At 61.4% G+C, this 24,819-nt stretch carries 20 protein-coding genes; 3 read left to right on the top strand and 17 right to left on the bottom strand.

Translation table 11 applies throughout. From position 1 onward, the window contains the following. Positions 1–92: 92 nt before the first annotated feature. Complete coding sequence (locus J1D76_RS10265) at positions 93–1,367, bottom strand: Hsp70 family protein (protein ID WP_421138207.1); 1,275 nt, start codon at positions 1,365–1,367, stop codon at positions 93–95. Positions 1,368–1,665: 298 nt separating this feature from the next. On the opposite strand from J1D76_RS10265, the gene J1D76_RS10260 reads away from it, so the two are divergent. Together J1D76_RS10260 and J1D76_RS10255 are read left to right on the top strand one after the other, a co-directional pair. Beyond that, positions 1,666–2,616, top strand: a complete 951-nt coding sequence (locus tag J1D76_RS10260) for a DnaJ C-terminal domain-containing protein (RefSeq protein ID WP_421138206.1) — start codon at positions 1,666–1,668, stop codon at positions 2,614–2,616. A gap of 27 nt (positions 2,617–2,643) precedes the next feature. Next, on the top strand, positions 2,644–2,949 hold the full coding sequence (locus J1D76_RS10255; RefSeq protein ID WP_421138204.1) for a chaperone modulator CbpM: 306 nt from the start codon (positions 2,644–2,646) through the stop codon (positions 2,947–2,949). Between the two features lie 131 nt (positions 2,950–3,080). Here the strand turns inward: J1D76_RS10255 and J1D76_RS10250 are convergent, their stop codons facing one another. Further along, on the bottom strand, positions 3,081–4,208 hold the full coding sequence (locus J1D76_RS10250) for a sensor histidine kinase (RefSeq protein WP_421138203.1): 1,128 nt from the start codon (positions 4,206–4,208) through the stop codon (positions 3,081–3,083). Between the two features lie 248 nt (positions 4,209–4,456). On the opposite strand from J1D76_RS10250, the gene J1D76_RS10245 reads away from it, so the two are divergent. Continuing rightward, complete coding sequence (locus J1D76_RS10245; RefSeq protein ID WP_421138202.1) at positions 4,457–9,727, top strand: dermonecrotic toxin domain-containing protein; 5,271 nt, start codon at positions 4,457–4,459, stop codon at positions 9,725–9,727. A 124-nt stretch (positions 9,728–9,851) separates the two neighbouring features. On the opposite strand, the gene ureC is transcribed toward J1D76_RS10245, so the two are convergent. From ureC to J1D76_RS10170, 15 genes are all read right to left on the bottom strand, one after another. Further along, positions 9,852–11,552, bottom strand: coding sequence for an urease subunit alpha (ureC, locus tag J1D76_RS10240; protein ID WP_421138201.1), 1,701 nt, complete (start codon positions 11,550–11,552; stop codon positions 9,852–9,854). A gap of 135 nt (positions 11,553–11,687) precedes the next feature. Further along, positions 11,688–11,993, bottom strand: coding sequence for an urease subunit beta (locus tag J1D76_RS10235; RefSeq protein ID WP_421138199.1), 306 nt, complete (start codon positions 11,991–11,993; stop codon positions 11,688–11,690). Further along, complete coding sequence (locus J1D76_RS10230; RefSeq protein ID WP_421138197.1) at positions 11,993–12,526, bottom strand: GNAT family N-acetyltransferase; 534 nt, start codon at positions 12,524–12,526, stop codon at positions 11,993–11,995. The genes J1D76_RS10235 and J1D76_RS10230 overlap by 1 nt, the downstream gene beginning before the upstream one ends. Before the next feature lie 5 nt (positions 12,527–12,531). Then, entirely contained in the window at positions 12,532–13,065 is a 534-nt protein-coding gene (locus J1D76_RS10225) for a GNAT family N-acetyltransferase (protein ID WP_421138196.1), read from the bottom strand. A gap of 9 nt (positions 13,066–13,074) precedes the next feature. Then, a complete protein-coding gene (gene ureA, locus J1D76_RS10220; protein WP_033055605.1) occupies positions 13,075–13,377 on the bottom strand; it encodes an urease subunit gamma in 303 nt (100 codons plus the stop codon). A 125-nt stretch (positions 13,378–13,502) separates the two neighbouring features. Beyond that, positions 13,503–14,342 (bottom strand): urease accessory protein UreD, encoded by an 840-nt coding sequence (locus J1D76_RS10215; RefSeq protein WP_421138195.1) that lies wholly within the window; start codon positions 14,340–14,342, stop codon positions 13,503–13,505. Positions 14,343–14,494: 152 nt separating this feature from the next. Further along, on the bottom strand, positions 14,495–15,193 hold the full coding sequence (urtE, locus tag J1D76_RS10210; RefSeq protein ID WP_421138194.1) for an urea ABC transporter ATP-binding subunit UrtE: 699 nt from the start codon (positions 15,191–15,193) through the stop codon (positions 14,495–14,497). Positions 15,194–15,305: 112 nt separating this feature from the next. Continuing rightward, on the bottom strand, positions 15,306–16,175 hold the full coding sequence (gene urtD / locus J1D76_RS10205; protein WP_421138192.1) for an urea ABC transporter ATP-binding protein UrtD: 870 nt from the start codon (positions 16,173–16,175) through the stop codon (positions 15,306–15,308). Continuing rightward, positions 16,172–17,251: an urea ABC transporter permease subunit UrtC gene (gene urtC / locus J1D76_RS10200; protein WP_421138190.1), complete on the bottom strand. Its 1,080-nt coding sequence runs from the start codon at positions 17,249–17,251 to the stop codon at positions 16,172–16,174. Before urtC ends, urtD begins: the two co-directional genes overlap by 4 nt. Next, positions 17,251–18,753 (bottom strand): urea ABC transporter permease subunit UrtB, encoded by a 1,503-nt coding sequence (gene urtB, locus J1D76_RS10195; RefSeq protein ID WP_421138189.1) that lies wholly within the window; start codon positions 18,751–18,753, stop codon positions 17,251–17,253. Before urtB ends, urtC begins: the two co-directional genes overlap by 1 nt. A 151-nt stretch (positions 18,754–18,904) precedes the next feature. Beyond that, entirely contained in the window at positions 18,905–20,170 is a 1,266-nt protein-coding gene (gene urtA, locus J1D76_RS10190; protein WP_421138188.1) for an urea ABC transporter substrate-binding protein, read from the bottom strand. A gap of 339 nt (positions 20,171–20,509) precedes the next feature. After that, positions 20,510–21,520 (bottom strand): FecCD family ABC transporter permease, encoded by a 1,011-nt coding sequence (locus tag J1D76_RS10185; protein WP_421138187.1) that lies wholly within the window; start codon positions 21,518–21,520, stop codon positions 20,510–20,512. Beyond that, positions 21,517–22,476: an ABC transporter substrate-binding protein gene (locus J1D76_RS10180; RefSeq protein WP_421138186.1), complete on the bottom strand. Its 960-nt coding sequence runs from the start codon at positions 22,474–22,476 to the stop codon at positions 21,517–21,519. The genes J1D76_RS10185 and J1D76_RS10180 overlap by 4 nt, the downstream gene beginning before the upstream one ends. After that, a complete protein-coding gene (locus J1D76_RS10175) occupies positions 22,473–23,261 on the bottom strand; it encodes an ABC transporter ATP-binding protein (protein ID WP_421138185.1) in 789 nt (262 codons plus the stop codon). The genes J1D76_RS10180 and J1D76_RS10175 overlap by 4 nt, the downstream gene beginning before the upstream one ends. A 178-nt stretch (positions 23,262–23,439) precedes the next feature. Continuing rightward, positions 23,440–24,819, bottom strand: a complete 1,380-nt coding sequence (locus J1D76_RS10170) for a PepSY-associated TM helix domain-containing protein (RefSeq protein WP_421138184.1) — start codon at positions 24,817–24,819, stop codon at positions 23,440–23,442.

Below are 24,819 nucleotides of genomic sequence, written 5' to 3'. Positions count from 1 at the left end.
CTGACGCTTTCGCTGGCAAGCCAGCGCCTACACGGGCGATGCAATCCTGTAGGAGCTGGCTTGCCAGCGAAGGGGGCACCACTGAAATCGGATCAGTCCATCGAACCGTAACGCTTGGCCGCCTCGATCGCCAAACCGCTACCGATACTGCCAAAGATGTTGCCTTCCACATGCCGCGCCTTCGGCAGCATTGCCGAAACGCTGTTGCGCAGCGCCGGAATCCCGCTCGAACCGCCGGTGAAGAATACCGTGTCGACCTGATCGACCCGCACATCGGCGCTGGTCAGCAGTTGCGTGACGCTGTCGCGCACTCGCTCCAGCAGGCTGTCGATGGCCGACTCGAACAACACCCTGCTCAAGTCCACGCTCAAACCCGCTTCGATGCGGTCCAGCGGCACATGGCGATTGTCGGCGTGGGTCAGCTGGATCTTGGTTTCTTCCACTTCCATCGCCAGCCAGTGCCCGGCGCGCTGTTCGATCAGCTTGAACAGGCGGTCGATGCCGCCAGTGTCCTCGATGTCGTAGCGCATGCTGCCCAGGGCCAGTTGCGACTTCTGCGAGTACACCGAGTTGATCGTGTGCCAGGTCGCCAGGTTCATGTGGTGACTGGTCGGCATGTACGCACCGCTCTTCATCCGGCTGCCGTAGCCGAACAACGGCATCAGGCCTTGCAGACTCAACTGTTTGTCGAAGTCGGTCCCGCCGATGTGCACGCCACCCGTGGCGAGGATGTCGTCCTGGCGGTTGTCCAGGCCACGACGCTCCGGCGACAGGCGTACCAGGGAGAAGTCGGAGGTACCGCCGCCGATGTCGACGATCAGCACCAGCTCTTCTTTTTCGATGGTCGACTCGTAGTCGAATGCCGCCGCAATCGGTTCGAACTGGAACGAGACTTCCTTGAAACCGATTTTGCGGGCCACATCGACCAGAGTGTCTTCGGCTTCCTTGTCGGCCATCGGGTCGTCATCGACAAAGAACACCGGGCGACCCAGTACCACTTCTTCGAACTCCCGACCGGCGGCGGCCTCGGCGCGGCTCTTGAGCTGGCCGATGAACAGCCCGAGCAGGTCCTTGAACGGCATCGCCGTACCCAGGACGCTGGTGTCGTGCTTGATCAGCTTGGAACCCAGCAGGCTCTTGAGCGAGCGCATCAGGCGACCTTCGTAGCCTTCCAGGTACTCGTGCAGCGCCAGCCGGCCGTACACCGGGCGGCGTTCTTCGATATTGAAGAAGACCACCGAAGGCAGGGTGATCTTGTCGTCCTCCAGCGCAATCAGCGTTTCCATGCCGGGACGCAGCCAGCCGACGGTGGAGTTGGACGTGCCAAAGTCGATGCCCACGGCACGGGCTGGAGAGGCGTTGTTCATGTCTTTCAGGTTCCGGTTAAAAAACGGCCGCGCAGTGTATGCCAGTGCGCGCCAGATTCGAAGGCCGGTTATCTGCTAATTCTTCGCCGGCCATGCCTTGAAAGATCGGCCATCCCCCCCAAACTACCCTGCATCAACCGGCCCGCCGCGGCGCTACTCGCAAGAAGCCCCGCCGGCTGCCGATAAACTTCTGGTGCGCCGCCCGGTCACAACTTTGAGATCGGTCAAACCAATGGCTGCAAACAAGCGCATGCTGTGGCCTGTGGCGCGATTTTGATAACGGATGGTGATTCCCGCGATGGATTTCAAAGACTATTACAAGATTCTCGGTGTGGAACCGACCGCAGACGACAAGGCGATCAAGGCCGCCTATCGCAAGCTGGCGCGTAAATACCACCCCGATGTCAGCAAGGAAAAGGACGCCGAGGCCAAGTTCAAGGACGCCTCGGAAGCCTATGAAGCGCTGAAAAACGCCGACAAGCGCGCCGAATACGACGACTTGCGCCGTTATGGCCAGCATGGCCAGCCGTTCCAGGGGCCGCCGGGCTGGCAGAGCCGTGGTGGTGGCGGTTTCGGTGGCGGCCAGGAATCGGGCGATTTCTCGGACTTCTTCAGTTCGATCTTCGGTAACCGTGGGCCAGGCTTCAGTGGTGGAGAACAGTCGCGTCGCAGTACCGGGCGTAGAGGGCAAGACGTGGAAATGGAGCTCGGGGTTTTTCTCGAAGAAACGCTGTCGACCGAATCGAAGAAGGTCACTTTCCAGGTGCCGCAGTACAACGCGGCCGGCCAGCATGTGAGCAACACCAGCAAAAGCCTCAACGTGAAAATCCCCGCTGGCGTAACCGACGGCGAGCGCATTCGCCTCAAGGGCCAGGGTGCCCCGGGCGTGGGTGGCGGTGCGAATGGCGATCTGTACCTGACGATCCGTTTTGCCCCGCACCCGAAATTCGACGTCGAAGGCGAAAACCTGATCATCACCTTGCCGCTGGCCCCGTGGGAGCTGGCGCTGGGTGCTGAAGTTGCCGTACCGACCCTGACCGGCAAGATCAACCTCAAGGTCCCGGCCGGCAGCCAGAACGGCCAGCGCATGCGCGCCAAGGGCCATGGCCTGATGAACAAGGCCGGTGAGCGCGGTTATCTGTTCGTGCAACTCAAAGCCGTGATGCCGAAGAAATCCGACGATGACATCAAGGCGCTGTGGCAGGAACTGGCAAAAAAAGCCGCGTTCGATCCGCGTGAGCATTTCTGATCCGATGGAACCAAGGAGTCACTGACTATGAGCAGTCCCCTGATCGTTCAACTGGACATGGCAGAATTCTGTGAGGCGACCGAGCTGTCGGACGTCTACGTGATCGAAATCGTCGAGCACGGCATCCTCGAACCTCAGGGTGCGCAACCCAAGGACTGGGTGTTCAACGACTACGAACTGGCCCTGGCCAAGCGCGCCGCGAAGCTGCGGCGCGACCTTGAACTGGAATGGGAAGGCGTCGCCCTGGCGCTGGACCTGCTCGAGGAAGTGCAGCAACTGCGGGCCGAGAACCGCATGCTCAAGCAGCGGTTGGGGCGGTTGTTGGTCGAATAGTTCTAAGAGTGGCACCCAACTTGTGCCGAGGGGGCTTGCCCCCGTTGGGCTGCGGAGCAGCCCCATAAGCGCGATTGGGCGACCGCTGCGCGGTCGAACGGGGGCAAGCCCCCTCGCCACAAAAAGCCGCTCTAGACGTTCCTCGGTAACACCACGCTGAACGTCGTCCCGTCGCGCTCATTGGAGCTGACCTCAATCGTCCCCCGATGGGCATCGACCACTTCCTTGACGATAAACAGCCCCAACCCGAGGCTGGTGGTGGGCTCGCCCAGTTCTTCGCTGGCGCTGCGCACTAACGGGTCGAAAATGTTCGGGATCGCATCGGCGGGGATCGGCATGCCGTCGTTGTGCACAGTCAACCTGACGCTGTCGGCTTCACCGCTGAGGGTCAAGGTAACTTCGCGTTTGCTGGAGCCATGTTGCAAGGCATTGCCGATCAGGTTTTGCAGCAACTGATCGAGCCGGCGTGGGTCCCATTGGCCGCGAGTATCGCCGTGCACATTCAGGGACGGGTCGCATTCCGGTTGACCGGCACAGGCCCGGGCAATCGCTTCGCGCGTGGCGTCGGCCAGGTCCATGGGCCCAGGTTCTACAGGCAGGTGCTTGCCCAGGCGGCTGCGCACCAGTTCGAGCAAGTCCCCGACCATCACCGCCAGGTGCCCGCTGCTGCGCTGGATGTTCATCGCGCACTTGAGCGCATCACCTTCCAGCGGGGCTTTTCGCAGCAGAATTTCGGTGGACATGCTGACCGCTTGCAAGGGCGCCCGCAGGTCATGGCCGAGGATCGCCAGAAAGATGTCCCGCGAGCGGTTGACCCGCTCGGCGTAAGTGGCAGTGGATTCGGCCAGGGCCTCGTCGATGGCTTCATTGAAACGGATCATGTCCTGGAAATAGGCCAGGTCGGGTGATTGCAGGCTATCGACCCACAGGCGAATGACGCAGGCGCGCAAATGACGGAATTCGCTGGTCATCTGCACCAGGTCAAAACCCACGGTATGGCGCAATTCACCGTGGCTGGCACCGGCCTCGTCCAGGCTCGGGGTTTTCTCCGGGCCTTCGCCGCGGGCCTTGGCCGCTTGTTCGGAGGGGGTCTGGGGCTTGCACATGTCGCGGGCTGCGGCCAACAGGATCGAACGGGCATGGTCGCGTAATGCGGGGCCGTCCATCGTGTCGGCAGCCGGGGTGATGGTTTTGGCGAAATGCTCCCACTCATCGACGATGCGATCAACGTTTTTGACGATGAATTCGGAAAGGCGCATGGCAATTACCTGGGCGTGAAACCGGGGGGCAGCGAATCGAATAGTAGCCTCTTTGCCGGAAAAAACACGACCGCTCATGCCGATGCACGACTCGAGGCCTTTGTGGCGGTACTTATCTATTTTCGACTCTTGCTTTATTGACCGATGGGGCCTTTGTCTGCGCGGGGTTGAACAGTTTTTTAGTCTTTTGTTTCGGGGGAGGGTGAATAAGCTGAGGGTTCTTTTCCTGTCATCAAGGTGTTTCAAAAGTGTCTGATTTGCATGGAAGCAATTCGCAGGCGATCCCCGTCATCGTGCCCGCGCAAAACAACGGCGTGCACTATCAACGTGTACTCAACGGGATACCAACTGCATTAAAAAATGCGTCACCGGCGAGGTTGCAAAACCTACCCGCGCTCAAGCCAAAAATGCCCGAATGGTATGGCTATGCACGAGAGATCGATCGTCAGTACCTCAAGACGCTGATTGACGAGCGCTGGCGCTTGCAAGGGGTTCTCGACAAGACGCTCGGTGACTTGCAGCACGACATCAACGCCTTTGCCGAACCGTTGCTCAAGACGGCGATGCAGACGACTTTCGGCGCGGCCTTGAACATCAATGACCTGCGCGTGCAACTCGAGGTGCCGAGCACGATCATCTTCGGCATCGATACCGGAGCCAGTCGTGTGCGGCATTCCACCTTGATGAACGCGGCGCTGCACAACTTCGAAACTTCCGAGACCGAAGAGGGCACCTTCCGTAACAGTTCCGGCGTCTACCGCCAGGAAGGTGGCGGTAGCCTGCGCCTTGAACCGTCCGTCACGCTATCGCAGTTTGCCTCGTTATGCCGGCGGCTGGACATCGGCGGCCAATACCAGCGGCATATAAAATCGGTGTTGCTGCCCACCGCCCCCGACGCGCAACGGACTCTAATGAGCAATTCGGTGGCCAGTGAGAAAGCCGCTTTTCATCTAGCCGCATTGGTCGCCCGGTTGAAGGGCGACATCAGCGACCATGCGTTCGGCGCGCTTGGACACGTGCGCGAGGGCCTGGCCAACATCACGCTGTACGATCAACCGCTACGCAGCCATCGTTTGTCGCTGATGGGGTTCAGGCTGACGGGCATCGTGTTGTTCAGTGCGGTAACGGAGCCCTTGCAGGTCAAGCGCGAAATCGACGGATTGACGCCGGCCCTGCTCAGGTTCTGGATCGATTGGTCACGTCGTATCCCCGTGCTGCCAGGTCAGGAATACGATCGGTTCAAGCTGTTGCAGGCCTTCTTCGCCAATGGCCCGCAGGGTCTGACGGACGAGGTTCTGCGCCGGGAAGACATTCACTTGCAAAGTCGCTTGTCCGGGCCGTTGATTGCCTATGTGCCGGACGACCCGGAGCATCCCCTGAAGGAATACCCCTCGCTGACGGCGTTCATGAAAACGCTGATTGGTCAGTTGAGAGGCACCGAGTACCAGGCTTTTTTCAGCCGGTTTGTCGCGCAGAAGGACAAAGGGACTTTTTTCACCCGGGTCAACGAACGCCTCACGACCTTTACCTGGCACCAGCGCGAACCACTCGACATGGGGCCGTGGTGGCGTGAAACGGCGGTCGAAAATCCCGATGCGCAGCCGATCACCAATCTGATCGAGGCTGACCTGTGGATAACCCTGTTTGCCGAGCGCCGCGACAAGGCCATCGCCGATGCCAGGCTCATCGCCGTGCCCACTGGCGATGAAGATGCGACGGCCCGCTTCAAGCGGCTGACGAGTTATCTGGACATCGGCTGGAATGTCTTCAATTTTGCCGCGATGCTGGTGCCCGGGCTGGGCGAAGCCATGCTCGGCATCATGGTCGCGCAAATGCTCGCCGAGGTGGCCGAGGGGGTTGAGGACTGGAGCGTCGGTGACAAAGAACAAGCTTCTGCTTACTTCACTGGCGTGCTGATCAACTTCGCGCAGTTGACGCTCATGGGCGCCGGGCATGTGTTGCCCGGTACCACGCTGGCGCCGCTCAAGGTTTCACCCTTCGTCGATGGGCTCAAACCTGTGGAGATCGGCGGCAGGGAGCGGTTGTGGAATCCGGATCTGCGGCCCTATGAGCAACCGCTCACCTTGCCGCGCGATGCAACGGCGGGTGAAGCGGGACTCTACCGGCACCGGAATCAAGACCTGCTGCGCCTCGATAACAAGTGTTACGGCGTTAAACAGGACCCGGACACCGGTGAACATCGCCTGCAGCATCCAACCCGCCCCGAAGCCTATCAACCGCTGCTGGAGCACAACGGTGCCGGCACTTGGAAAACCGAACTTGATCGGCCGCTCAAATGGGACCGACGCACATTACTCCGGCGCCTGGGTTCGTCTGTCGATGGATTCTCCGATGAAACCCTCGATCAGATTCTGACTGTGAGCGGTGTGCACGAAAATCTGCTGCGCAGGTTTCATGTCGAGCATGAAACCCCGTCCGCGCTGCTGGCCGATACCCTCGAGCGTTTCCGGGCCCATGCCGATGCCGAGGCCTGTGCGGCAAAGATTCTGGTCAATCAGGTGGGTGAAGAATGGGCCGCGTTTGTCCCGCGCTTCATGACGCAATTGCCCGGTTGGCCCAACGCCAAAGCCATCGAAGTCTTCGAGGGCGCGCAGCTGTCCGGCCTGTCGATCAAGAACGGCTATGCCGATGCGTTACCCGTGGATACCTTGCAGATCACCCGCCAGGAAGTGCTTGCCGGCGCGCTGCCCGAGCGTGTTGTGGGGTTTGTTGATGAACCTTCGCTTCGGCAACTGCTCGGGCAATGGTTTTCCGGTGACCGGCACAAACGCATCGAAGCGTTGCGCGATAAATTGGCGGGGCAGGCGCGTCAGCACAAAGGGCGTCTTTTTGATGAGCTTTACAGGCGTCGCACGCGTTCGGACGATCCATTGGTGAACCTGCTCAAGGGTGACGGGGAAGTGATCTCCACCCCGCAGGCGCGAACGCTGCTGCGTGATGCGCAACCCTCGGACATGCAGCACCTGAGCGAAAAAAAAAGTGTGCCTTTGAGGCTGTCTGAGCAGGCCCGGGAGGCCGCAGAGCAACTTCGGCTGACACGGGCTTACGAAGGGCTTTTTCTCGATGGCCTGCACAATCCTGACACCGCGCGCCTGGAGTTGCATTCGTTGGCGCATCTGTCGGGTTGGCCAGCAGATCTGCGCCTGGAGATTCGTGAATACTCTTTCGAGGGGACGTTGAGCGACAGTGTTGGGCCGGCAGACGCGCCGATCCGTAAGGTGCTGGTCTGGGGCGAGGATGGCCAATACGAAGCCCGGGACGCCCTTGATCAACACCTGCACGGCGCGGACAACTTGTATGCCGCGGTGTTGCATGCCTTGCCCGACGCGCAGCGAGTGGCGTTTGGCTTTGGTGTCAACGAGGCGTCACGGTTAGAGCGGGCGGTAAAAACGCGACCGTTGGAGCGCCACGTACTTGAATCGATTTTGCGTGATAACCCGAATTTCAAACCCACTTACGACCCGGCCGTCATGCGCCTGCGCGGGGGCATGCCGGGTTACGCGCAGCAAGTGCCGCAGGACATGAGCCTGAGACACCGCGCCCTGGCGCTGTACCCGGCCTCCACACCGCAAGAGGTCGAAAGCCTGTTGATAGCGCTCACTCACGACGATGGCTCAGTGGAGCCGCGTCTCACAGCGCTGGAGGCTGAATTCAATCAGTTGATCAAAAGTCTGGACCGTTGGAGAGATGCGCCTACAGTGTCCTGGCGCTTCTTGCCGTCAGGTGTGGAGGAGTGGCAATCACGCAATCTGCTCTGCAAGCGTTTCAGACAATGCTGGCAGCGCACCGGACCGGCGGGAGTCGAGATTGCAGGCGTGACACGACCTCAATTTTTGTCACTGGACAACATTCCCCAACTGCGTCGACTGCTGGAGACACTGCCAAAGCTGGACGCCAATTTTGACCATGTCACCAGCATGAGTCTGCGCGATAGCCAGTTGCGTCTGGAGCATCTGTCCCTGCTCGACTCGTTTCGTCAACTGCGCTATCTCAACCTGCAAGGAAACGCGCTGACCGCTGTTCCTGAAGCCATTGGCAGAATGGGTCATCTCACTGACCTGTTTCTCAGCGAAAATCGCATTGAACTGGATGTACTGGCTGTCAATCGCCTCAAAAATCTGACCCGTCTCAAGTCTTTGGGGTTGCGTGACAACCCCTTGAAGCGCCTTCCGGACATCAGTCGAATGCCGCACTTGCAGGCTATTTTGCTTAACGAAACGGGCTTGGACACCTGGCCAGTCGGGCTGTTTTCCCAGTCACGCCCGCGCCATATCTATCTGGATCTGAGCGGCAATCCGATCAGTCGTATTCCGCACGTCGCACCGGGTTCGTTCCGCGCCGAGTTGCTGGCGCGCACGGTAATCAGTCGGGAGCCGCGCTGGATCTCGCCGGCCAATCTCGAAAGGCTCAAGTTCTACATTGAATCGGTCGGCATGGACCCTGACCGTGCGTATCCGCCCCGCGGCACACTGGACAGCGCCGACTGGTGGATGGGCATGTCCGAGCGGCAATGGCAAAACAAGCAGGAACTTTGGAACAACGTCGAGGACGAGTTCGACTCGGTGCCGTTTTTCAACGAAATCCGCAAACTTTCCCAATCCGCCGATTTCGCGGCCGGCGGCACCTATCAGACGGAACTGACCGCCAAGGTCTGGCGCATGATCGAGGCCATGGCCCGTGACAGCGAACTGCGGATCAAACTGTTCGCTGAAGCCGCAACACCTACCGAATGCGTGGACGGTGGCACGCAGCTGTTCAACGCCATGGGCGTGCAGGTGTTGATTCACGAGGCGTACGCGTTGCAACGCGCGAGCTTGATCGAAGCGCGATTGCTCGAACTGGCGCTGGGCAAGTCGCGCCTGGATGAACTCGGCGCGATTGCCCGTCAGCGAGTGACCCTGCGTTTGGCGCAGGGCGAGCAGTTCCGACGGGTCGATGATCTTGGTCATGTCATTGGAACGATCGACGAAGTGGAAGTCCATCTGGCCTACATGACCGATCTCGCGCAACGCCTTGATCTGCCATGGCAAGCACGGGGCATGCAGTTCCGCAAGATCGCCGGGGTGAGCAAAGAGATGATTGATGCCGCGTTCGAGCGGATTGTGGCGCTGGAAGAAGGTGAGTTGCTGACCGACCGCATTCTCGACCAACCACTCTGGAGAACCTGGCTGGAGTCCGCGAGCCGAGAACCGTTGAATGGTTTGAAACGCCGGATTGATGCAACCACCGAGTTGCAGGATGCACTACAGCGCAGGGCCGAAGGGGCGGCTTTCACGGCTGAGGAAAAGACTGAAGTGGAATCAGAAATAACGGCGCTTTGTCTTGAGTTGGGCAGAAGTGAAAGCGACTTCGCCGAGGGTCAGATCATGTCGGACGAGGCATATGTTCAAGCCTTGGATGACATTGATCGGCAGATCACCCAGCAACTGAAAACCCTGACTCGCGAAGCGATGATTCGGGCAAATCTGGATCGGTTGCGAATCAACACTGCCCTTTAACCGGGCACTGTGTAGGAGCGAGCCGGCTCGCGATGGTCGTCTACGATGACACGTACAACCGGGAGCACGGGGTTACGTGAGTCCATCGCAAGCGAGCTCGCTCCTACAGTGATCGGCGCACGGGTTAGAACAGGAAGTAGCGCTGGGCCATTGGCAGGGTTTCTGCCGGTTCACACCAGAGCAAAACGCCATCGGCCTTGACCTGATAAGTCTGCGGGTCGACGTCGATACTCGGCAGGTAATCGTTGTGGATCAGGTCGGTTTTCTGCACCTCGCGACAGCCTTTGACCACGGCGATTTTCTTCTTCAAGCCCAGGGCTTCGGGCAAGCCTGCCTCCTGCGCCGCCTGGCTGATGAAGGTCATGCTGGTGGCATGCAACGAGCCGCCGAAGCTGGCGAACATCGGGCGGTAGTGCACCGGTTGTGGTGTCGGGATCGAAGCGTTGGCGTCGCCCATCAGGCTGGCGGCGATGGCGCCGCCCTTGAGGATCAGCGTCGGTTTCACACCGAAAAACGCCGGGCGCCAGAGCACCAGATCCGCCCACTTGCCCACTTCCACCGAGCCCACTTCATGGCTGATGCCGTGGGTGATCGCCGGGTTGATGGTGTACTTGGCGATGTAGCGCTTGGCGCGGAAGTTGTCGTTGCCTTCACCGTCCAGCGGCAGAGGGCCGCGTTGTTTTTTCATTTTGTCGGCGGTCTGCCAGGTGCGCGTGATGACTTCGCCGACGCGGCCCATGGCCTGGCTGTCGGAGCTGATCATCGAGAACGCGCCGAGGTCGTGCAGGATGTCTTCGGCGGCAATCGTCTCGCGGCGGATGCGGCTTTCGGCGAAGGCCACATCCTCGGCGATGCTCGGGTCCAGGTGATGGCAGACCATCAGCATGTCGAGGTGTTCATCGATGGTGTTGCGGGTGAACGGCCGGGTCGGGTTGGTTGAACTCGGCAGCACGTTGGCAAAGCCGCACGCCTTGATGATGTCGGGGGCGTGACCGCCACCGGCACCTTCGGTGTGGTAGGTGTGGATGGTGCGGCCCTTGAAGGCGGCGAGGGTGGTCTCGACGAAACCGGATTCATTGAGGGTGTCGGTATGAATCGCGACCTGCACGTCGTATTGATCGGCGACAGTCAGGCAGTTGTCGATACTCGCCGGGGTGGTGCCCCAATCTTCGTGAAGCTTGAGGCCGATGGCGCCGGCCATGACCTGTTCGATCAACGGCTCCGGCAGGCTGGCGTTGCCTTTGCCGGTCAGGCCGATGTTCATCGGGAACGCATCGGCAGCCTGGAGCATGCGTGCCAGGTGCCACGGCCCGGAGGTGCAGGTGGTCGCATTGGTGCCGGTGGCCGGCCCGGTGCCGCCACCGATCATGGTGGTCACGCCGCTCATCAAGGCTTCTTCGATCTGCTGCGGGCAGATGAAGTGGATGTGGGTGTCGATGCCGCCGGCGGTGAGGATCATGCCTTCGCCGGCGATGACTTCGGTGCTGGCGCCGATGGCGATGTTGACGTTGGGCTGGATGTCTGGATTGCCGGCCTTGCCGATGGCGGCGATGCGCCCGTCCTTGAGACCGACGTCGGCCTTGACGATGCCCCAGTGGTCGATGATCAGCGCGTTGGTGATCAGGGTGTCAACGACCTCGGCGGCCAGCAACTGGCTCTGGCCCTGGCCGTCGCGGATGACTTTGCCGCCACCGAATTTCACTTCTTCACCGTACGTGGTGAAGTCCTGTTCCACTTCGATCCACAGTTCGGTATCGGCCAGGCGCACCTTGTCGCCGACGGTGGGGCCGAACATGTCGGCGTAGGCCTGTCTTGAAATTTTCATGCGCTTGCCTTGGGATTCAATTGGATTTGAGACCGCTCGCGTTGCTCGCTTTCGCTGGCAAGCCAGCGCCTACAGGGATCGTATTCCAGCCCCGATACCCTTGCCGGCGAAGGGGCCGGAACTGACGCTGCATGGCTAGAGATTCCCCATGACCCGCCCGGCAAACCCGAACACGCGACGATGCCCGGCGAGGTCCACCAACTCCACCTCGCGGCTCTGCCCTGGCTCGAAGCGCACGGCGGTGCCGGCTGGAATGTTCAGGCGCATGCCGCGGCTGGCGGTACGGTCGAAGGTCAGCGCGTCGTTGGTTTCGAAAAAGTGGTAGTGCGAGCCGACCTGGATTGGCCGGTCACCGCTGTTGGCCACGTTCAGGCTGATCGTGCGCCGACCGGCGTTGAGTTCAATCTCGCCGGGCTGGATCTGGTATTCGCCGGGAATCATCAATGGGCTCCTTGGAGAATCTTGTAGTACAGGGCGGTCGGTTTGTAGCGGCCGCTCGGGTCGCAGGCATAGTCGGGAATCTCACCGGCGCGGGTATAACCCAGTGATTGGTAGAAGGCTTCGGCCGGCGAGCCGGCCTCGGTGTCGAGGTACAGCATGCCGCGCTTGTGCTGCAGCGCAGCCGCCTCCAGCGCCATCATCAATTGCTGGCCCAGGCCACGACGTCGCGCGTGTTCGCGTACCAGCAGCTTCTGCACTTCGGCACGGTTCAGGCCGTTGCGTTTCTGGCACAGACCCAACTGCACGCTGGCCTGCACCTGCTCGTCCTTGACCACCACCCACAGCAACACACTGCCCTTGTTCAGGTTGTCCTGGACCTCATCGAAATAGGCGTGGGCCTGCATTGCATCCAGATCAGCCATGAACCCGACACTGGCGCCGTAGCCGACGGCATCGAGCAGCAAGTCGATCAAGCCCTGACGATAATGCGCAAAACTTTCAACGTTGACGCGTCGCAGTTGGGCGGCGTTCATCGGGCTTACTCCTGGTCGATGCCTGGCGGTTGTGCGCCGGGATTGAGGGTCAGTTGCATGAAGGTCAGGTCCAGCCAGCGGCCGAACTTGGTGCCGACTTGCGGCATCTGCCCGGTGGTCACGAAACCGATGCGTTCGTGCAAGCGAATGGACGCGGCGTTACCGCTTTCGATGGCGGCGACCATCACATGCTTGCCGCAGCCTTTGGCGCGTTCGATCAACACGACCATCAGTTGCGGGCCGAGGCCGTTGCCGCGCTGGTCACTGCGTACGTACACCGAGTGTTCGACGGTGTGACGGAAACCGTCGAAGGGGCGCCAGTCGCCGAACGAAGCGTAGCCGAGCACCGTGTTGTCGGCATCGACGATCACCAGGATCGGGTACGCCTGGGCTTGCCGGGCGCTGAACCAGGCCTGGCGGTTGCCGAGGTCGACGGCCTGTTCGTTCCAGATGGCGGTGGTGTTGAGCACCGCGTCGTTGTAGATGTCACGGATGGCCGGCAGGTCGGCGTGCACGGCATCGCGGATGTGGTAAGTCATGACGCGGCCTCAGGCGATGGGTTGATGGACGGTGACCAGTTTGGTGCCGTCGGGGAACGTGGCCTCGACCTGGATTTCCGGGATCATTTCCGGGATGCCTTCCATCACCTGCTCGCGGCTCAGCAGGGTGGTGCCAAAGTGCATCAACTCGGCCACGGTCCGCCCATCGCGTGCGCCTTCGAGCAGGGCCGCGGAGATGTAGGCCATGGCCTCCGGATAATTGAGCTTCACGCCGCGGGCCAAACGCCGTTCGGCCACCAGGCCGGCGGTGAAAATGAGCAGTTTGTCTTTTTCGCGAGGGGTCAGGTCCATCGTTGAGCATCCATCATCGGCAGTTTTAAAGGTCTTGATCCCAGCAGGAGCTGGCTTGCCAGCGAAGCCTTTGGCGTCTTCGAGTACGCCTTCGCTGGCAAGCCAGCGCCTACAGGGGATCGGTGTCAGGTGTTCCATATTCTGGGTGGCATGGCTTCACGGCCAAGCAAGGCTGGGCGCAACAACTTCCACAGTTCGATCAGCCAGCCGCGTGCCAACAGCGCCTCACCAGCCAGGCAGCGGGCAACCAGCAGCCCCGGCAGCTGGCTCAGATCGCCGCGCACCGCGTGGGTCAGCGAGCGGCATTTTTCCAGCAGTTCACTATCGATTTCGCCCGTCACCAGCAATGTCGCAAACACCGGTTGCCCATCGAGTCCGATAGGCGAGTCGAGCAAACCGTCCGCCCCGACAATGCGCTGCCGTTCGTGCCAGAGCAACTGGCCGTCGCGACGAATGTTCAGCCGCGCCTGAAAGTGCCCGAGGTCGAAGCGCTCGCCACTGGCCGGACGCCCCAACGCCACCACGTCCCAGTAGAACAGCCGGGCGTCGCCTTCAAGGTCAATGGAGGTGCTGAGCTCTGCCTGCGCCGCACTGAAAATGATTGTCTCTTGCGGCAGCCATTCCAGTGTCGCGCCAGCCGCCACCTTCAGTTTCAGTTGCTGATAGGCGGGACCGGCCGCGCGGTACCACTTGGCCGCACCGGGGCTGGTGATTTGTGCCCAGGCATCGCGCTCGACGCTGGCCGAGATGTCCAGCCGATCACCGCCGGCAATCCCGCCCGGCGGGTGGACGATGATGTGTTGGCAGACCTCGGGTCCTTCGGCATACAGGTGTTTTTGCACCCGCAGCGGGCCAAGGTGTCGACGCTGGACCGGGCGCGTGCAGTCGCCGAATCGGGCGTAACCCAACTCCAGTTCGGCGTGCCAGCTGGGGGTGAACAAGGCGCCAGGGGCGGGAAGAGTCATAGTCAGTGCTTATCGTGAGGACATCACGAGGGTTGCAAAGGCTGTGCCGCAAGGTTTCGCGAGTGGGAGGCGCCCGTTTACCGATTTGGCGCACCAATAAAGAGCGTCGCAGGAAATATCGTGCAATAAATTGGTGCCCAGGGTGCCAGGGCTCAGATCGTAACCAGCCCGCGCACCCCTTCGGCCTCCATGTTTTCACCGCGACCCTGTTGCACGATTTCGCCCCGGGACATCACCAGGTATTGGTCGGCCAGTTCGGCGGCGAAATCGTAGAACTGCTCCACCAGCAGAATCGCCATGTCACCGCGGGCCGCGAGCGTCTTGATTACTGCACCGATTTCCTTGATCACCGAAGGCTGGATGCCTTCGGTAGGCTCGTCGAGGATCAGCAGGCGAGGGCGGCTGGCCAATGCGCGGCCGATGGCCAGCTGCTGTTGCTGGCCGCCGGACAGGTCGCCGCCACGACGTTGCTTCATCTGCAGCAACACCGGGAACAGCTCGTAGATAAACGACGGGACTTCCTTGGCTTCGCTGCCGGGCAAGCGCGACAACCCCATCAGCAGGTTTTCCTCGACGGTCAGGCGACCGAAGATCTCCCGGCCCTGGGGCACGTAGGCGATGCCGGCGTGCACACGCTGGTGGGGCTTGAAGGTGGTGATCGGTTTGCCTTCCCAGTTGACGGCGCCTTCCTTGGCCGGCAACAGGCCCATCAGGCACTTGAGCAGGGTGGTCTTGCCCACGCCATTACGCCCGAGCAGGCAGGTGACTTCGCCGACCTTCACGTCAAATGTCAGGCCGCGCAGGATGTGGCTTCCGCCGTAGTACTGGTGCAGTTTGTCGACTTGCAACATTCTCAAATTCTCCTCAAATCCCTGTAGGAGCTGGCTTGCCAGCGAAGCTTTTCGGCGTCTGCCAGGACGCCTTCGCTGGCAAGCCAGCGCCTACAGGTTTTGTGTTTGCAGGTCAGCGACCGAGGTACACCTCGATCACCCGCTCGTTGTCTTGCACCTGTTCCAGCGAACCCTCGGCCAGCACGCTGCCTTGATGCAACACCGTGACGTGGTCGGCAATCGAGCCGACGAAACCCATGTCGTGTTCCACCACCATCAGCGAATGCTTGCCGGCCAGGCTTTTGAACAGCTCGGCGGTGAACTCGGTTTCGGCGTCGGTCATGCCCGCCACCGGTTCGTCGAGCAACAGCAATTGCGGGTCTTGCATCAGCAGCATGCCGATCTCCAGGAACTGCTTCTGCCCGTGGGACAACAGGCCGGCCGGGCGATTGACCGATGTCGTCAAGCGAATGGTCTCCAGCACTTGGGCGATGCGGTCTTTCTGTTCGCCATTGAGGCGAGCCCGCAGGCTGGCCCACACTGACTTGTCGGTTTTCTGCGCCAGCTCCAGGTTCTCGAACACACTCAAGGCTTCGAACACTGTCGGCTTCTGGAACTTGCGGCCGATGCCGGCCTGGGCGATCTGCACTTCGCTCATCTGCGTCAGGTCCAGGGTTTCGCCGAACCAGGCCTTGCCGTGGCTGGGGCGGGTCTTGCCGGTGATCACGTCCATCAGCGTGGTCTTGCCTGCGCCGTTGGGGCCGATGATGCAGCGCAGTTCGCCGACGCCGATGTACAGGTTCAGGCTGTTCAAAGCCTTGAAACCGTCGAAGCTGACGCTGATGTCTTCCAGGGTCAGGATGGTGCCATGGCGCGTGTTGAGGCCTTTATCGGCGCGCTGGCCGAGGCCGATGGTGTCGCGGCTGGTGCCGGCGTCCTTGTTGGGTTCCACGGGGAAGAATGCCGGTTCGAGCATGAATTCAGCGGTTGCCGTGACTCTCATTGTTCACCTCTTTTTTTCAGCAGGCCGATCACGCCCTTGGGCAGGTACAACGTCACGACGATGAACAGCGCGCCGAGGAAGAACAGCCAATACTCGGGGAACGCTACGGTGAACCAGCTCTTCATGCCGTTGACCACGCCGGCCCCAAGCAGCGGACCGATCAAGGTGCCGCGCCCGCCGAGTGCGACCCACACGGCCGCTTCGATGGAGTTGGTCGGCGACATTTCACTCGGGTTGATGATGCCGACCTGCGGCACGTACAACGCCCCGGCCAGTCCGCACAACACCGCGCTCAACACCCACACGAACAACTTGAAACCACGCGGGTCGTAGCCGCAGAACATCAAGCGGTTCTCGGCATCGCGCAGCGCGGTCAGTACGCGGCCAAACTTGCTTTGCGCCAGGCGCCAGCCGATGAACAGGCTCGCCAACAGCAACAGCACCGTGGCGAAAAACAGCACGGCACGGGTGCCCGGTTCAGTGATGCCAAAGCCAAGGATGGTGCGGAAATTGGTGAAGCCGTTATTGCCGCCGAAGCCGGTCTCGTTGCGGAAAAACAGGAGCATGCCGGCAAAGGTCAGGGCCTGGGTCATGATCGAGAAATACACGCCCTTGATCCGCGAACGGAAGGCAAAGAAACCGAACACCAAGGCCAGCAACCCCGGCGCCAGCACCACCAGGCACAGAGTCCAGAGGAAGCTGCTGGTGCCGGTCCAGAACCACGGCAGTTCGGTCCACGACAGGAAGGTCATGAACGCCGGCAAGCCATCACCAGACGCCTGGCGCATCAGGTACATGCCCATCGCGTAACCGCCGAGGGCGAAGAACAGGCCGTGGCCGAGGGACAGCAGGCCGGCGTAACCCCAGACCAGGTCCAGCGCCAGGGCAACGATGGCGTAGCACAGGATCTTGCCCGCCAGCGTCAGGGTGTAGGCCGACACGTGCAGCGTGCTGTCCGCCGGTAACAGCGACAGCAACGGCAACGCCAGCAACAGAACGAGGATCACCACACCGACGGCAATCGTGACTTTCGGGCCGGCCTTTTGCGTGGCCGTGAGCATCAGGGGCTGGTTCATCAGTCGATCACCCGTCCTTTGAGCGCGAAGAGGCCTTGCGGACGTTTCTGGATGAACAGAATGATCAACGCGAGGATGAGGATCTTGCCGAGCACGGCGCCGATCTGTGGTTCGAGAATCTTGTTGGCTATCCCTAAGCCAAACGCGGCCAGCACGCTACCGGCCAACTGCCCGACGCCGCCGAGCACCACCACCAGGAACGAGTCGATGATGTAGCTCTGGCCGAGGTCCGGACCGACGTTGCCGATCTGGCTGAGGGCCACGCCACCGAGACCGGCGATGCCCGAGCCGAGGCCGAAGGCGAGCATGTCCACGCGTCCGGTGGGTACGCCGCAGCAGGCCGCCATGTCGCGGTTCTGCGTCACGGCGCGCACGTTCAGGCCCAGGCGCGTCTTGTTCAGCAGCAGCCAGGTCAGCACCACCACAAACAGCGCGAAGGCGATGATGACGATGCGGTTGTACGGCAGCACGAGATTGGGCAGCACCTGGATCCCGCCCGACAACCACGCCGGGTTGGCCACCTCGACGTTCTGCGCGCCGAACACCAGCCGCACCAACTGAATCAGCATCAGGCTGATGCCCCAAGTGGCGAGCAGGGTTTCCAGTGGGCGGCCGTAGAGGTGGCGAATCACCGTGCGCTCCAGCGCCATGCCGATGGCCGCGGTGACGAAAAACGCTACCGGCAGCGCGATCAGCGGATAGAACTCGATGGCCTGCGGGGCGAAGCGCTGGAACATCAGTTGCACCACGTAGGTCGAGTAGGCACCGAGCATCAGCATCTCGCCGTGGGCCATGTTGATCACGCCGAGCAGGCCGAAAGTGATCGCCAGGCCCAGCGCGGCCAGCAGCAGGATCGAGCCCAGCGACATGCCGCTGAACGCCTCGCCGAGAATCTCGCCGATCAGCAGTTTGCGTTTGACCTGGGCCAGGCTGGTTTCAGCAGCGGTGCGCACATTGGCATCGGCTTCGACGCCAGGATCGAGCAAGCCTTCGAGGCGGGTGCGGGCCAGTGGGTCGCCAGTCTCGCCGAGTAAACGGACCGCCGCTAGGCGTACGCTGGGGTCCGTGTCGACCAGTTGCAGATTGGCCAGGGCGAGACTCAGGGCGGCGTGGACACCTTCATCTTTTTCCCCCGCCAATTGTTGATCGAGGAATTTCAGTTGTGCGGGTTTTGCGCTTTTCTGCAATTGCTGCGCGGCGACCAGGCGGGTTTTGGCGTCGGCGGCGAGCAACTGATGGGTGGCCAGGGCGGTGTCGATCAGGCCCCGCAGACGATTGTTCAGGCGCAGGGTTTTGACTTGGCCGTCGAGGGTCAACTCGCCTTTTTGCAGGGCGTTGATCAACTCGATACGGGCCGGATCGGGCTGCGCGGCCCAGGCTTCCAGCAACCTGGCTTGCTGCACGGGATTGGCGGCAATGAAGTCTTCGCCATCGCCGGCGTGAACGGCCATCGGCAGCAACAATGCGATGGCGAGAATAAGGCGGGAAAGTACAGTGGGCATTTCAAATGTCCTGGCAATACGCGGACCCTGTAGGCGCTGGCTGGCCAGCGAAGCTTCTGGCGTCAGCCAGTACGCCTTCGCTGGCCAGCCAGCGCCTACAGGGAATTGTGTCGGGCCAAAGCTCCATGCTCAGGCCACGGCACCCCATGGCTCAGTTGCTCTTCATCGCGTAGTCCGGCTTCTTGTCGTTGCCGGGAATGAACGGGCTCCATGGCTGGGCGCGGATCGGGCCTTCGGTCTGCCATACGACGTTGAACTGGCCGTCACCCTGGATCTCGCCAATCATCACCGGCTTGTGCAGGTGGTGGTTGGTCTTGTCCATGGTCAGGGTGTAACCGGACGGCGCGGCAAAGGTCTGGCCGGCGAGGGCTTCGCGGACTTTGTCGACGTCGGTGGACTTGGCTTTTTCCACCGCTTGCGCCCACATGTGGATGCCGACGTAAGTGGCCTCCATCGGGTCGTTGGTCACCGCTTTGTCGGCGCCCGGCAGGTTGTGTTTCTTCGCGTAGGCCCTCCAGTCATCGACGAACTTCTTGTTCACCGGGTTCTCGACCGATTCGAAGTAGTTCCACGCCGCCAGGTTGCCCACCAGTGGCTTGGTGTCGATGCCGCGCAGTTCTTCTTCGCCGACCGAGAACGCCACGACCGGAACGTCGGTGGCCTTCAGGCCCTGGTTGGCCAGTTCCTTGTAGAACGGCACGTTGGAGTCGCCGTTGACGGTGGAGATAACGGCGGTCTTGCCGCCCGCGGAGAACTTCTTGATGTTGGCGACGATGGTTTGATAGTCGCTATGACCGAACGGGGTATAGACCTCTTCGATGTCTTTGTCGGCCACGCCTTTGGAGTGCAGGAACGAACGCAGGATCTTGTTGGTGGTGCGCGGGTAGACATAGTCGGTGCCGAGCAGGAAGTAGCGCTTGGCGCTGCCGCCTTCTTCGCTCATCAGGTATTCCACGGCGGGGATGGCCTGTTGGTTCGGCGCGGCGCCGGTGTAGAACACGTTCGGCGACATTTCTTCGCCTTCGTATTGCACCGGATAGAACAGCAGGCCGTTGAGTTCTTCGAACACCGGCAGCACCGATTTGCGCGACACCGACGTCCAGCAACCGAACACCACGGCGACCTTGTCCTGGGTCAGCAACTGGCGGCCCTTCTCGGCAAACAACGGCCAGTTCGACGCCGGGTCGACCACCACCGGTTCCAGCATCTTGCCGTTCACGCCGCCCTTGGCGTTGATCTCGTCGATGGTCATCAGCGCCATGTCTTTGAGCGACGTTTCGGAGATCGCCATGGTCCCGGACAACGAATGCAGAATACCGACCTTGATGGTCTCGGCGGCCTGGACGGTCCAGGTCATGCCCATTGCGGCAATGCTGGCCGAGAGTGTGAAAGCCTTGATCAAACTGCGACGCTTCATTGTGCGATCTCCATGAACTTATGAATTTTCTTGGTTGGCAGATGCGGACTACTGAAGGGTGTTTTGCAAAGGCTGTGCCCGGTCGGGTAAAGGTATGTAAGTGCCGTTCTAGAGGGGTTTTGTGATTTTGTGGCGCACCATGACGGATCGTGTTTGGCGCGTTGGTGCGAAGGGCTGCGCCACATTGGGGCGAGCGATGGCGATCAATTGTGGGACGCCCGGCAGCGATCACCTGTAGGCGCTGGCTTGCCAGCGAAAGCGTCGAGTCAGGCGTCATTCGAATTGGCTGGACGGCCGCCTTCGCTGGCAAGCCAGCGCCTACAGTTTGATCAGTGTCGTTTAGCGGCGGCGCATGAGGGCGATGAAGAACACACCACCAATGGCTGCGGTGGCAACGCCGATGGGCAAGTCTTCGGGGGCGATCAGGGTTCGGGCGGCGACGTCGACCCAGACCAGGAACAGGCTGCCAATCAGCACGCACACCGGCAGTAGTCTTCGGTGTTCTGCGCCGACCAGGCGCCGCGCAATGTGCGGCACCATCAGCCCGACAAACCCGATGGAGCCGCTGATCGACACCAGCACCCCGGTCATCAATGACGCAATCAAAAACACCCGCAGGCGCACGGTGCGCGCATTCAAACCCAGGGTCACCGCCGTCTGTTCGCCCGCCATCAGCGCATTCAGAGGTCGCGCCATCCCGAGCAACAACACCAGGCCGAGCAGCACGCTCAGCGCCGGTACGGCGAGCAACTCCCAGCGTGCCAGACCGAGGCCGCCGAGCATCCAGAACATCACCGCCGAACTGGCGCGGTGATCGCCCATGAACAGCAGCAAATTGGCAATCGCCATCATCACGAACGATACCGCCACACCGCACAACAACAAGCGGTCGCTGTCCAGGCGCCCGTGACGACTGGCGATCATCAGCACCACCAGCATGTTCAGCAATGCGCCGATGAATGCCGCGATGGGCAAGGTCAGCAAGCCAACGATTTCACCGACATGCAGCACCACGATCACCGCGCCCAGCGTCGCGCCGGACGTTACGCCGAGCAGGTGCGGGTCGGCCAACGGGTTGCGCGTCACCGCTTGCAGCACCGCGCCGATCAACGCCAGCCCGGCGCCCACCAGCGCACCGAGCAACATGCGCGGCACGCGGATCAGCCAGACGATGTGTTCCTGCCCGGCACTCCAGTGCGGCTCACCGACACCGAGCAACTTGTGCTGCAGGACGCGCCACACCACATCCAACGGCACCTGCGCCGGGCCGAAGCCCAGCGACACCACGCACGACACCAGCAACAGCGCACCGAGGGCGATCAGCAACAGGGTGTAGCGACGGTTGATCATTCGCCGTGAAAACCCTTGGCCAGGGTTGCGACCGCCAGCACATTGTCGATCCCCGGCGTGGCCTGCACATAAGGGATGACGATGAACCGCCGGTGTTTGATCGCGTCCACCGATTGCAGGGCTTTGTTATCGAGCAGGAACTGAATCTTCTGCTCGGCTGTGATTTCGCTGTAGTCGACGATCACGATCACCTGCGGGTTGCGCTCGACCACGGTTTCCCAGTTGACCCGCGTCCAGCTCGCGTCGACATCCTCCAGGATATTGCGCCCGCCAGCGGCGTCGATCAGTGCTTGCGGCATGCCCAGGCGGCCCGAAGTCATGGCCCGGTCCTCGCCGCTGTCGTACAGGAACACCCGTGGTTTATCTACGGACAGGTTTTTTTGAATACTCGCCACTTGCGCCTGCATTGCGGCGATCAAGGCATTGGCGCGGTCCTGCACGTCGAAGATCTTGCCGAGGTTGCGCAGGTCGTTGTAGGTGTCATCGAGGCTGGCCGGCGGGCGCTTCATCACGAAGGCGCAGGACTCGGTCAATTCATACACATTGATGCCCAGCGGTTGCAGGGTTTGCGGCGTGAGGTCGCCGCCGACGCGCATGCCATAGTCCCAACCGGCGAAGAGGAAATCGACATTGGCATCGAGCAGGGTTTCCACCGACGGGTACTTCGCCGCCAGTTCCGGCAAACCTTCGAGAATGACCTGCATCTGGGGCGTGACGGCCTTCCAGCCACTGATGCCGCTGTAGCCGACCATCCGCGGCTTGAGGCCGAGGGCGAGCATCATCTGGGTCATGTTGATGTCGTGGCTGAGTGCATGTCTTGGCGCCTGCTTGAAGGTCACGTCGCGGTTGCAGCTCTTGATGGTCAGCGGGTAATGGGTGGCTTCGGCCAGGGCCTGTGCACTGCCCGACAGCAGCGCGAGGCAGAGGCCGGCGCGCAGCAGAGAACGCAAATTCATGGTTGGGTTATCCAGGTGATTCGTGGGTAGCCGTGCAGCGGGTGTGCGTCGATCAGCGCTTCGACGCCGAACACTTCGCGCAGCAGCGCAGCTGTCAGAACGTCTTGTGGTGTGCCGCTGGCGACGATGCGACCGTGGTTGATTACATACAGCCGATCACAAAAAGCCGCTGCCAGATTGAGGTCGTGGATGCTCGCCAGGGTGCCGATGTCCAGGCCCTTGACCAACTGCAACAGCTCAAGCTGATAACGCGGATCGAGGTGGTTGGTCGGCTCGTCGAGGATCAGCAACTGCGGCTGCTGGGCCAATGCGCGGGCAAGGATGACCCGCTGTTTTTCACCGCCCGAGAGCGTGGCGAAGGCGTGGTCTTCGAAGCCCTCGAGGCCGACCGATGCCAGCGCCTGTTTGATCAGGTTCGCGTCTTCGAGGGTGTCGCCATCGAACAGGCCTTTATGTGGTGTACGGCCCATGGCGACCACCTCTTCGACGCTTAAGCCGAAGGCATCGGGGAATTCCTGCAACACCACGGCGATGCGTTGTGCGCACCAGCGTGAGGATTGCTGCCAGACATTGTGATGATCGAGCCTGACCTCGCCGTACTCGGGTTTGCTAAAGCGCCAGGCACAGCGCAACAGGCTGGTCTTGCCACTGCCGTTGGGGCCTATCAGCCCGACGAACTCACCGGCGGCCACGTGCAGCGAGGCATCGCGCAGTTGGAACTGATGATGGCAATGGCCGTGGCCCAGTGGGGACCAGGTGAGGCTAGTCAGGTTCAGCGAGGGCATGCAGTGGCTCTTGAGGTGATGCTGGTGGCCCCTTCGCTGGCAAGCCAGCTCCTACAGGGTTCATGCACATTCTGTAGGAGCTGGCTTGCCAGCGAAGGGGCCCGAAAGGCAACCCTGAATGGGTAGGGCGACGCGCGGGGATTTTACAGCCCATCGAGCCCCGCGCATCTCGCCGGTTTCAAGATGAAGATGAAGCGCTCTCAGTTTGCCGGGTAAAGCGCGACAACAGCAGGCGATCGAGCACCCACACCACCACCAGCGATGCGCCCACCAACGGGAAGGCCACCGCCAGGGCGAACATGATGACCATCGCGGTTTTCCATTTCGGCAGGTCGTGGCGCAGCGGCGGTACGCCGAGTTTTCCTTGGGGTCGACGCTTCCACCAGATCACCACGCCGCTGACGGCACTGAGCAGAATCATCAGGCAGATCAGCAACACGACAATCTGGTTGAACGTGCCGAACATCTTGCCTTCGTGCAGCATCACGCCGATTTCGGTGGCGCGGGCGACGGTGCCGTACTGCTCGAAACGGACATCGGCCAATACCTTGCCGGTGTATTGATCGATGTGCAGCGTGGCGTCGTTGCGCGGGTCGTCGGCGAACACGGCGATGGTGAACACGCCGGTTGCAGTGGTCGGCAAGGTAATGCTGTAGCCCGCTTCGACCTTGCGTTCGCGGGCGATGTTTTGTACCGATTGCAGGCTGATGGTCGGTGAGGCCGGGCCGGCCGACGCGGCGTCATGGGCCATGTGTTCGGCATGGTCGCCGGACATCGGCATCGGCGTGTTTTCCATGGCCCACGGCACGGTCTGGCGGGTGGCGCTGTTGAGGCTGCGCGCCTCGACGTCGGACTTCGGCACGTCATCCCACATGGCCGCCGGGAACACGTTCCACACTTCGGCGTATTGCTTGCCCCAGAAACCGGTCCAGGTCATGCCGCTGAGCAGCATCACCAGCAGCAAGGACGCGCCCCAGAACCCGGTGACGGCGTGCAGGTCACGCCACAACACGCGACCGCGGCTATTGAGGCGCGGCCACAGGATGCCCGCTGCCTGGCCCCGCGGCCACCAGAGGAACAGGCCGGAAACGACCAGGACGATGCCCCAGCCAGCGGCCAGTTCGATCAACCGATCACCCACGGTGCCGATCATCAACTCGCCGTGAATTGCCCGGGCAATGGCTTGCAGGTTCTTCTTGGCGTCTTGCTCGCCGAGGATGTCGCCGTGGTACGGGTCGACGAAAACGTTCAGCTCCTGGCCCTCGTTGAGCACGACGAATTGTGCGCTGCGTTCGGCGTTCAACGGGGGCAGGTACTGGGTGACCAGGCCTTGCGGGTAAGCCGTTTTCACCCGGGTCAGCAGGTCGTCGGCCGGCACGGTGTGATGACCGGCCGGGACGTTGAGCAGGCTGCCGTACATCAACGAGTCGAGTTGCGGTTTGAACAGGTAAATGGTGCCGGTCAGGGCCAGCATCACCATGAAGGGCGCCACGAACAATCCGGCGTAGAAATGCCAACGCCAGGCCAGGTTGTAGAAGTTGACTTTGGGCTGTTTCAT

Origin of the sequence: Pseudomonas sp. NFX15, assembly GCF_049132105.1 — a bacterium.
GTDB lineage: Bacteria > Pseudomonadota > Gammaproteobacteria > Pseudomonadales > Pseudomonadaceae > Aquipseudomonas.
Note: the sequence above shows the minus strand (reverse complement) of the source record. Positions and strands in the feature narration are given on the sequence as shown.